This is a genomic window from Paludibacterium sp. (genome assembly GCF_019232825.1).
Taxonomy (GTDB): Bacteria; Pseudomonadota; Gammaproteobacteria; order Burkholderiales; family Chromobacteriaceae; genus Paludibacterium.
Genome location: NZ_JAFAND010000132.1, coordinates 1 through 8705, shown reverse-complemented (window position 1 = coordinate 8705; position 8705 = coordinate 1). Strand labels below are relative to the sequence as shown.

Sequence of the window (8705 nt, the reverse complement as noted above, 5' to 3'; positions counted from 1 at the left end):
ACAGATCGCATACGCCATGCACGGCCGGCGGCAGGTAAATGTCGAGAAAATCGCGCGCCGTGGCCGGGTCGGTCAGGAACTGTTTGAAGACGGCGTCGTGTGGGGTGGAGATGGGCATGGGCCGATGATAGCGGCCCATGGCTTGGCGAGCACGTCAGCGCGGTTGGCTAAGACATTGAATAGTAAAAACGGCAGCCGAGGCTGCCGTTTTTACTTGGGGCGTTTCGCCTACGCGGCCATCACCGCCTCGACCTCGGCCACCGTCTTGGGGATCGGCGCGCCCAGTACGCGGCTGCCGCTATCGGTCACCAGCACGTTGTCCTCGATGCGGATGCCGCCGAAATCGCGGTATTCGTCGAATTTGTCGTAATCGATCAAATCGGCGAACTTGCCTTCGCGCCGCCAGGCGTCGATCAGTTCCGGGATGAAATAGATACCCGGCTCGACCGTGATCACCATGCCCGGCTTGAGCGCCTTGCCCATGCGCAGATAGCCCAGACCGAACAGCTCACTGCGCTGCTGATGCTCGTCGTAGCCGACCAGGTTCTCGCCCAGGTTTTCCATGTCGTGCACATCCAGCCCGATCTGATGCCCCAGTCCATGCGGGAAAGCGATGGCATAGGCGCCGGACTCGACCACCTGTTCCACCGTGCCCTTGAAGAAGCCCAACGGCAGCATGCGCGCCACCATCGTGCGCGCCGACAGCTTGTGCACGTCGAAATACTTGACGCCCGGGCGCATGGCGGCGATCGCCTCCAACTGCATGGCCAGTACGGTTTCGTACAGCGCGCGCTGGCGTTCGCTGAACTTGCCGCCGACCGGAATGGTGCGGGTAATGTCGCTGGCGTAGCCGGTATCGGCGCTGGCGCCGGTGTCGTTGACCACCAGATCGCCCGCCTGCAGCACCTGATCATGACGATGGTTGTGCAGCACCTCGCCGCGGCGCGAGAAAATCGACGGATAAGCCAACTGCCAGTCGCGGCTGCGCATGATGCCTTCCATCGCGCCCACGGCCTGGTATTCGACCGCGCCCGGCCGCGCCGCTTTCATCGCGGCGATGTGCATTTCGCGCGTCACTTCCAGCGCGCGCTCGATCTCGGCCACTTCTTCCGGTCCCTTGATTTCGCGCAGCGCCACGATGCCGCGCGCCAGCGGCTGCGACGCCCCGCGCTTGACCGCGTCGGCGGTGCGGCCGAGCAGCCGCGCCAACTCCAGCACGGTTTCGGCGCGATACGGCGTCAGATAGTGCACCGCTACACCGTTGAGCAGCGCCTCGCGCAGCACTTCCTCCAGCGCGGCGTACGGCCGGGTTTGGCTGACGCCGGCTCGGGCGGCGCGCTCGGCAAGCGTCGGTAGCGGGCCGGTCCAGACGATATCATCGACGTCGACGTCGTCGCCGAACAGCGTCGCCTTGCCGCTGCGGGTATCGATCACCCCTGCCAGGCCAGGGTCGTTCAACCCGAACAGGTAGCGGAACGTACTGTCCTGCACGAACGGATAGGGATTGTGCAGGTAATTCATCGGCGCATCCACGTTACCGATGAACAACAGCAAGCCCGGTTGGGCACCAGCCAGCAACTGGCTGCGGCGTTGTTGGTAGACCTCGGCGGCAAACATCGTATCGAACCTTTAGCGTTATTTCGGGAAAGAGGACGATGCACAATGTACACCCGGGCGGCATAGCGCGCCAACCGGCGGCTCACCCGGCCGCCCGCGCCAGACGCCACAGCCGGCGCCAATGCAGATGTTGCAGCGCATAGGCCGCCACGCCGGCGACGATGCCCCAGAACGCCGCGCCCAATCCAAGGAAATGCATGCCCGACGCCGTGAGCAGGAAGGTGATCAGCGCGGCTTCGCGCTGGCGCTCATCATGCACGGCGCCGGCGAGCCCGTTGCCGATCGCGCCGAACAGCGCGACGCCGGACAGGGCCGCCACCCAGGTCTTGGGCACGGCGGCGAACAATAACGCCAACGTGCCGCTGGCGAGGCCCACCAACATATAGAGCAGCCCGCAGGCCACTCCGGCGATATAACGCCGCGTCGGATCAGGATGCGCTTCCGGACCGGTGCAGATAGCGGCGGTAATCGCCGCCGGATTGACGCCGTGCCCGCCGAACGGCGCCAAAAGGAGCGAGACCAGCGCGTTGCCCGCCACCACCGGCCTGGCCGGCAAGGTATAGCCCGACGCGTTCAACACCGCCATGCCGGGCAGATACTGTCCGGTCAGCGCCACCAGCGCCAGCGGCACGCCCAAGTTCAGCGCGGTCCCCCACGACCACACCGGCGCCACCCACACAGGCGTGGTCCATGCCAACGGTGACGATGGCCAATGCAAGCGCCCTTGGCCGGCCAGCAGCGCCAAGCCAAGCAGCAGCGCCGCCAGCACGGCGTAGCGCGGCTTGATTCGCCGCATGGCCAGATAGGCCGCCAGCATCGCCAGCACCAGCAGCGGATCGGCGTTGATGGAGGTAAACAATTCCGCGCCGAAGCGGAACAGGATGCCGGCGAGCATCGCGGCGGAGATACTGGCTGGCAAGCGGCGCATCAGCAGGTCGAACACCCCGCTGATGCCGATGACGCCGACGATCAGCGCGGCGGTCAGATAGGCGGCCACCGCTTGGCCCGGCGTGTGGCCCGGCAACATGGAAACCAGCAGCGCGGCGCCCGGCGTCGACCAGGCGGCGACCACCGGCGCGCGATAGCGCAAGCTCAGCGTGAGCCCGATCAGGCCGCTGCCGAAAGCGATCGCGCCGAGCCAGGAGGAGATCAGCGCGGGGCTGAAGCCGGCGGCATGCGCAGCCTGAAACACCAGTACCGACGGGCCGGCCAGCGACACCACCACGGCGATGGCGCCCGCCAGCACGGCGGACAGCGAACAATCGGCCCACAATTGGGTAAACGGCTTCATCAGTAGCCTCCCGGTTGATAGAACGCCTCCACCTTAGCGCGCCCCGCCACCATCGGCCTGATACAGCCTTGGCAAGGAAGCCATGACAGATTAGGCTAAAACAATCTGTTGTATATAACAGGAACATTATGGCTCTTCCCCGTTACCGTGATATTGCCGAACAGCTGCTAGCCGCGATCGCCCGCGGCGACTATCCCCCGGGAGGCCGGCTGCCGTCGGTGCGGCAACTGGCCGCTGCTTTCGCCGTCAACAATCTGACGGCGCTGCAAGCCTACCGCTGGCTGGAACAGCAGCAGCGGGTCGAGGCGCGCGAGCGTAGCGGCTTCTATGCCGTGCAGCCGGAGGAACGGCCTCGAGCGGCCGAGCCGCCTGCGCCGCCGCCGGGCACCTGGGTGCACGTCGACGACCATGTCGCCAACCTGCTGTCGCTGTCGGGTTCGAACATCGCCACACAATTGCACATGGCAGAGTGCGACGACAGCCTGTATCCATCGGAAGAACTGGCGCGCCGCCTGCGCCAGAAGCTTCTGCGCCAGCCGGCGCTGGTGGGCGCGCACTTGCCCAATCTGGAGCGGCACGCGTTGTTTCGCGGCCTACGCCAGCTCGCCGACGGCTGTCAGATGAGCCTTGCAGCGGATGAGCTGACGGTGACCAACGGTTGTACCGAGGCGATTCAATTGGCGTTGCGCAGCTTGACCCGGCCGGGCGACGTGGTGGCGGTGGAAACGCCGGTTTATTTCGGCTTGCTGCAAACCATTGAAAGCCTGGGGCTGCGCGTGCTGGAGATTCCCTGCACGCCGAACGAGGGCCTGTCGTTGGAGGCATTGGCGTTCGCCTTGCGCCAGGGACCGCCGGTACGTTGTCTGGTGGTGGTCGCCAACTTCCAAAACCCGACCGGCGCGCTGATGCCGGACGACAACAAGCGTAGGCTGGTGGAGATGATGCGGCGTCACGCCATACCCATCATCGAGGACGATGTGTTCGGGGATCTCTATTTCGGCGCCGAACGCCCCAAGCCGCTCAAGGCATGGGACCGCGACGGCAACGTCATCTACTGCGCCTCGTTCACCAAATCGTTTGCGCCGGCGCTGCGCTTGGGCTGGTTCTCCGGTGGTAGCCATCACCGGCGGATGGAACGACTTAAAATCAGCAACAGCTACGTCACTTCTTCGTTGCTACAGGCAACCATGGCGGAATGTCTGAACGACGGCATGTATGCGCGCCAGGTGGTGCAGTTGCGCAAAGCGCTCAAGACTCAAGCGCATCGTCTGCAGGCCGCCGTGTTGGCGGCCTTCCCGCTCGGCACGCGCGTGATCGCGCCGCAAGGCGGCATGCTGCTGTGGGTCGAATGCCCAGAACCGGTCGACACCCTGCAGCTATTGCAGCAGGCGCTGGCCGCCTCGATCAGCTTCGCGCCGGGCTTGGTATTCTCCGCCGAGCCGCGTTTCAGCCAGCACTTGCGGCTATCGGCTGGCATGCCGTGGACGCCGCAGCTGGAAACGGCCATCGACAGGCTGGGCCATATGGCAAAAGATCTACAGCGCAGATGATTGTTTTAGGCAACAAAAACCGGCGCGGTGCGCCGGCCGGTTGACGCGTTCGACACGCGTTACAGCGCTTTGATCTTCTCCAGTTCGGCCGGGGTGTATTTCTTCTCGGTCGACTTGGTCATGTCGGTCATCAGCGACTGAAACACGTCGTGCGCCGACTGCACCGCGGTCAACACGTTGCCGTTGCTCCACTGGTTCGCCTCGGCAAGCGCAGCCTGCGGGTTTTGCGCATACAGCTTCTTCAACTGATGGTCGACCATCGACTGATGCTGCAGGAACGCGCCTTCAAGGTGGTTTTGCCAGCCGGCCAGCACAGGGCCGTATTTACCGGGGTTGGTCTGCGCGAGCGTCGCATCGGCGCGGAAAGCCCAGTATGCCGACTGACCTTCATACACGTCGGTACCCGCGCGCAACGCGCTCGGCACATCCTTCATCGCGTTTTCGTACATCGGCATGAACACCGCGGCGCCCGGACTGCCGAATGCCTGCCAAGTCAATACTTGCAGTTCTTTCGGCATATCGGCGCGCAGTTCGAACACGTGCGTCTCGATCGTGCGGTCCACCCCCATCGGACGGTCGGCGTCTTTGACCTGCGCGAGTTCGGTACCCTGGAAGTTGGCGCGCAGCACCCTGCCGATATCCGCGACGGAAACCTTGCGGTCCGGCGTCAGGAACAGCGGATATTGCTGCTCGCGCACCTTCTGCGCCAGCGACGGCGTCAGCATATGCTGGCCTAGCCATTCGCGGTCGACGTTGTAGCGGTCGCCGACGGAACCGAAGGCCTTGGCGAAATTGAAGCGCTTGCTATCGACGTGATCCAGCAGTTTGTTCTTGGCGACGAAATCGGCCAAGCCGGGACTCGACAGCACGTTTTCGTGATCGGCGAGATTGACGTCGTGGATGCGCATGCCGTTGGCAACGAACAGATACTTATCCTGGGGCACGCGCACGGCGATCCAATGATGGCCTGAACCGATTTCCATATACCAAGCTTCCTTGGTATCGGCCAACAGGATGCCGTTGCCTTCGCCGGCGCCCTGCTCGGTCACCGTCTTGCCCAATAGTTCAACCGCCTCGCGCGCACTTTTGGCCATCGGCAGTACGAAGGACGGGATATCGGCTTCGATCACGCCACTGTCGACCAGCGGGTCGGCCTTCTTGGCGGCATCGTTGATGTCCATGCTGTTGGTGGCCGAAACGGCGACGTTGAATTCGTTGACGCCGCGTTCCTCATAGGGTCCGTCGGCGGCGGTCGTGTCGCCGTTCCAGTCCATCAGCCCGGTGTAACGCAGCATGGTTTGCGGCGCCGTCACTTTCAGACCGTTCTTGAAGCTGATCATCTCGCCCTTGTCGGTGTCGCGCCGCGGATGAATGACCAGTTTTTTGTTCCAGTTGTTGATGGTGTAGTCTTCGTTGCGCGAAATGATGACCGCGCCGTCGGCGGAGGCATTCTTGCCAACCACGACGCTGGAGCAGGCAATGGCGTAATCCGTGGCGAATGCCGCCAACAGTGCGGCGCCGAGAACGGAAAGGGAAAGTTTGGCTTGCATATTATTCGTCTCCAAAACCCGAAACGGGGTGCGGAGCTATGCTAATCGGGCGGCGCGCGACGCGGCGCGGCAACCTGAGGCGCGGTTGACCAAGGTCAACCGGTGTAAGTGAGGTGAAACATTGCCGCAACAACCGCCATAAGAAGCATTTATAACCCAGATTACCAGCGTATACGGCAATGCTGTGTCAAACTGGCCAGCGTCCAAGCCGGCCCAATCATCAAAAACCGCAAGTCCTCGAAAAACGATGGCTTGCGCCCCTCGATGCGGTGACCTGCGAACTGACCGATCCAGGCCAGCACGAACAGCACGGCGCTCAGCGACAGCAGATCCAGTCCTGCGTGGCGCAAGCCATAGAGCACGCTCAGCATCACCAGACAGAGCGCCAACATCGCCAATGCCATGCGCAGCGATAGCCGGGCGTAGAACAACACGCCCGCGGCAACCAGCAGCCAGGCTGCGTTGAGCGGCAGAGGCAAAGCCGATAGAAAGCCGAGGATCGAGAATAAAATCAAAGGGATGCAAATCTTGTGAATCGCAACATTCTTGGGATTGCGATGGCTTTCACCATAAGCATCGAGCCATTGCTGCAAAGTGATCATGTTTTTTCCCCGCCACGGCGCACAAATATTTGATTTGCATATCAATTTGCTTTGTATAGACCATTAATTGATCTAGCACAAACCTCTGCTTGTCTGCCGTGTTGACCCCAGGGGCAAATCGCTAAGATGCTCCAATGGAAGAGTCATTACCACTGGCTGACCGCGAAGCGCGTCAGCCGCGCTATCAGCGCATCAAAGACTACATTCTCGACGGTATCGCCAAGCACACGTTTCAGCCTGGCTGCAAGATTCCGCCGGAAATCGAACTGGCCGAACACTTCGGCGTATCGCGCATGACCGTCAATAAAGCCATCCGCGATCTGGCCGAAGCGGGCATTCTGTTGCGTTTCGCCGGAGACGGCACCTATGTGGCGGAACGCAAGGCCGAAGCACCGCTGCTGGACGTCAACAACATCGCCCAAGAGATCGCTTCGCGCAGCCATACCCATAGCATCACCCTGTACACCTTGCGCGCCGAACCGGCGACCGAGGACGTCGCCTTGCAGTTGGGCGTGCACGTTGGTGCCACGATCTACCATTCGCTGCTGGTGCATCGCGAAGACGGCGTACCGGTGCAACTGGAAGATCGTTTCGTCAATCCAGCGTGGGTACCCGACTATCTAGGGCAGGATTTTACCCAGCTCACACCCAACCATTATCTGATGCAGCATGCCCCGTTGACCGATATCGAACATACCGTCGAAGCCGTCATGCCGCTGCGCGAGGAGCAGGCCATGCTGGAAATTCCGGCAACCGAGCCTTGCCTGCTGGTTTTCCGGCGCACCTGGTCGCATCGCAACCTAGTCAGCTTCGCCCGGCTGGTTCACCCCGGCACGCGTTACAAGTTGCGCTCGCAAACCCAGCTAGACTAGGGCCTGTCTGCAAACTATTTGTGAACTGCGCTGGCCTGGTAAATGGCCAGATGCTAGGCGGGAGGCGCCGGCCTTAGTCATTCTAAGGCCAAGCCACCCAACGACGCAGATGGCCGTTTACCAGGCCAGCCCTTCGGGGCCGGTATCCGCCGGCGCATCGCGTTGTCGCTTGCCCCTTGCAGTGAATGACACTGCGGCGGGACGCGCTTCTAGCGCTGCATCCCGCTGATGCCGGCCGCAGCCGCAAATAGTTTGCAGACAGGCCCTAGTGCTCCGCCCGTAGCGGCGGCAGGCGTTTGAGCACGGTGTTGGCTTTGACGATGCTGGTCGAGGTGGTGGCCAGCTCGTTGAAGCCGTCGAGCTGTTCGTCCAGCTCGGCAATATCGCTGAGCAGCAAACGGGCGATGAAACAGTCGTCGCCGGTCACCTTGTCGCACTCGACGATTTGCGGCGTGGCGACGATGCGCGCTTCCAGCGCTTTCAGCTGCCCCGGCAGCGGGCGCAAACGCACCAGTGCCTGCAGGCTGTAACCCCATTGCCGATAGTCGATCACCGGCGCATAGCCGGTGATCGCGCCTTGTTCCTCCAGTCTTTTCAACCGTTCCGACACGCTCGGCCCGGACATTTTCAGATGCCGCGCCAATTCGGCGACGCTCTGGCGCGCGTCGGCTTGCAAACGCTGTGTCAGCTGCACGTCGACCCAATCTTTCATGCGATTTCTCCTATGAAGGCGTTATTTTATTTTTTTATAAAAAATGAAGCCATAAGGCAAAATCAGCCTTTCTTTGTGCATGTATATCACGCTGCCGGCCCATTAGTCTGTTTGCATGTCGATCAATGGGAGTGGACACATGCAAGAACACGAAATTCGGCGCGGCGCAGTGCAAATGGCGCTGGCCATGCTGTTGTCGGGCACGCTGGGCTGGTTTGTGCTGCAGTCCGGGCAAGGGGTGTGGAACGTGGTGTTCGCGCGCTGCGTGATCGGCACATTGGGGTTGGGGCTTTATTCGGCTTGGCGTCTAGGTAGTCGGTCCTGGGGTTTTACGCGCATCAGCCTGCTCTGGTGCGCCGCGGGAGGCGTGGCGCTGGTGGGGAATTGGCTATTGTTGTTTTCCGCCTACCGCTTTTGCGGCATGGGGCTCGCCACCGTGGTGTATCACACGCAGCCCTTTTGGCTGGTGTTGCTAGGCCGCTTCTGGCTGGGCGAGCGCTTGTCCGCACGG

Annotated in this window: 9 protein-coding genes; 3 read left to right on the top strand and 6 right to left on the bottom strand. The window is 62.1% G+C overall.

The annotated features are described in order from the left end of the window. The 3 genes from JOZ06_RS17065 to JOZ06_RS17055 all read right to left on the bottom strand — a co-directional run. Positions 1-118, bottom strand: a 118-nt coding sequence (locus JOZ06_RS17065; protein ID WP_293234066.1) for an Rpn family recombination-promoting nuclease/putative transposase, incomplete at its 3' end; no start/stop codon positions are given. A gap of 110 nt (positions 119-228) precedes the next feature. Further along, positions 229-1617: an aminopeptidase P family protein gene (locus JOZ06_RS17060; RefSeq protein ID WP_293234601.1), complete on the bottom strand. Its 1389-nt coding sequence runs from the start codon at positions 1615-1617 to the stop codon at positions 229-231. Between the two features lie 82 nt (positions 1618-1699). After that, positions 1700-2908, bottom strand: a complete 1209-nt coding sequence (locus JOZ06_RS17055; RefSeq protein ID WP_293234599.1) for a benzoate/H(+) symporter BenE family transporter — start codon at positions 2906-2908, stop codon at positions 1700-1702. 128 nt (positions 2909-3036) lie between these two features. On the opposite strand from JOZ06_RS17055, the gene JOZ06_RS17050 reads away from it, so the two are divergent. Beyond that, positions 3037-4458: a PLP-dependent aminotransferase family protein gene (locus JOZ06_RS17050; protein WP_293234597.1), complete on the top strand. Its 1422-nt coding sequence runs from the start codon at positions 3037-3039 to the stop codon at positions 4456-4458. Between the two features lie 59 nt (positions 4459-4517). Here JOZ06_RS17050 and JOZ06_RS17045 read toward each other — a convergent pair whose 3' ends face one another. After that, a complete protein-coding gene (locus JOZ06_RS17045) occupies positions 4518-6008 on the bottom strand; it encodes a C69 family dipeptidase (RefSeq protein WP_293234595.1) in 1491 nt (496 codons plus the stop codon). 161 nt (positions 6009-6169) lie between these two features. Continuing rightward, entirely contained in the window at positions 6170-6610 is a 441-nt protein-coding gene (locus JOZ06_RS17040) for an Mpo1-like protein (protein ID WP_293234593.1), read from the bottom strand. A gap of 134 nt (positions 6611-6744) precedes the next feature. Between JOZ06_RS17040 and hutC the strand changes: the two genes are divergently transcribed. Further along, the gene (gene hutC, locus JOZ06_RS17035; RefSeq protein WP_293234591.1) at positions 6745-7482 is read left to right on the top strand and encodes a histidine utilization repressor; all 738 of its coding nucleotides are present in this window, start codon (positions 6745-6747) and stop codon (positions 7480-7482) included. Between the two features lie 265 nt (positions 7483-7747). Here the strand turns inward: hutC and JOZ06_RS17030 are convergent, their stop codons facing one another. After that, positions 7748-8194, bottom strand: a complete 447-nt coding sequence (locus JOZ06_RS17030; RefSeq protein WP_293234589.1) for an Lrp/AsnC family transcriptional regulator — start codon at positions 8192-8194, stop codon at positions 7748-7750. Between the two features lie 139 nt (positions 8195-8333). On the opposite strand from JOZ06_RS17030, the gene JOZ06_RS17025 reads away from it, so the two are divergent. After that, positions 8334-8705, top strand: a 372-nt coding sequence (locus tag JOZ06_RS17025; protein ID WP_293234587.1) for an EamA family transporter, incomplete at its 3' end; no start/stop codon positions are given.

Bases quoted from the DNA above. Each gene is read 5' to 3' on its own strand.
- JOZ06_RS17030 (WP_293234589.1), bottom strand. From the start codon at position 8,194: ATGAAAGATTGGGTCGACGTGCAGCTGACACAGCGTTTGCAAGCCGAC.
- JOZ06_RS17040 (WP_293234593.1), bottom strand. From the start codon at position 6,610: ATGATCACTTTGCAGCAATGGCTCGATGCTTATGGTGAAAGCCATCGC.
- JOZ06_RS17050 (WP_293234597.1), top strand. From the start codon at position 3,037: ATGGCTCTTCCCCGTTACCGTGATATTGCCGAACAGCTGCTAGCCGCG.
- JOZ06_RS17045 (WP_293234595.1), bottom strand. From the start codon at position 6,008: ATGCAAGCCAAACTTTCCCTTTCCGTTCTCGGCGCCGCACTGTTGGCG.
- hutC (WP_293234591.1), top strand. From the start codon at position 6,745: ATGGAAGAGTCATTACCACTGGCTGACCGCGAAGCGCGTCAGCCGCGC.
- JOZ06_RS17055 (WP_293234599.1), bottom strand. From the start codon at position 2,908: ATGAAGCCGTTTACCCAATTGTGGGCCGATTGTTCGCTGTCCGCCGTG.
- JOZ06_RS17060 (WP_293234601.1), bottom strand. From the start codon at position 1,617: ATGTTTGCCGCCGAGGTCTACCAACAACGCCGCAGCCAGTTGCTGGCT.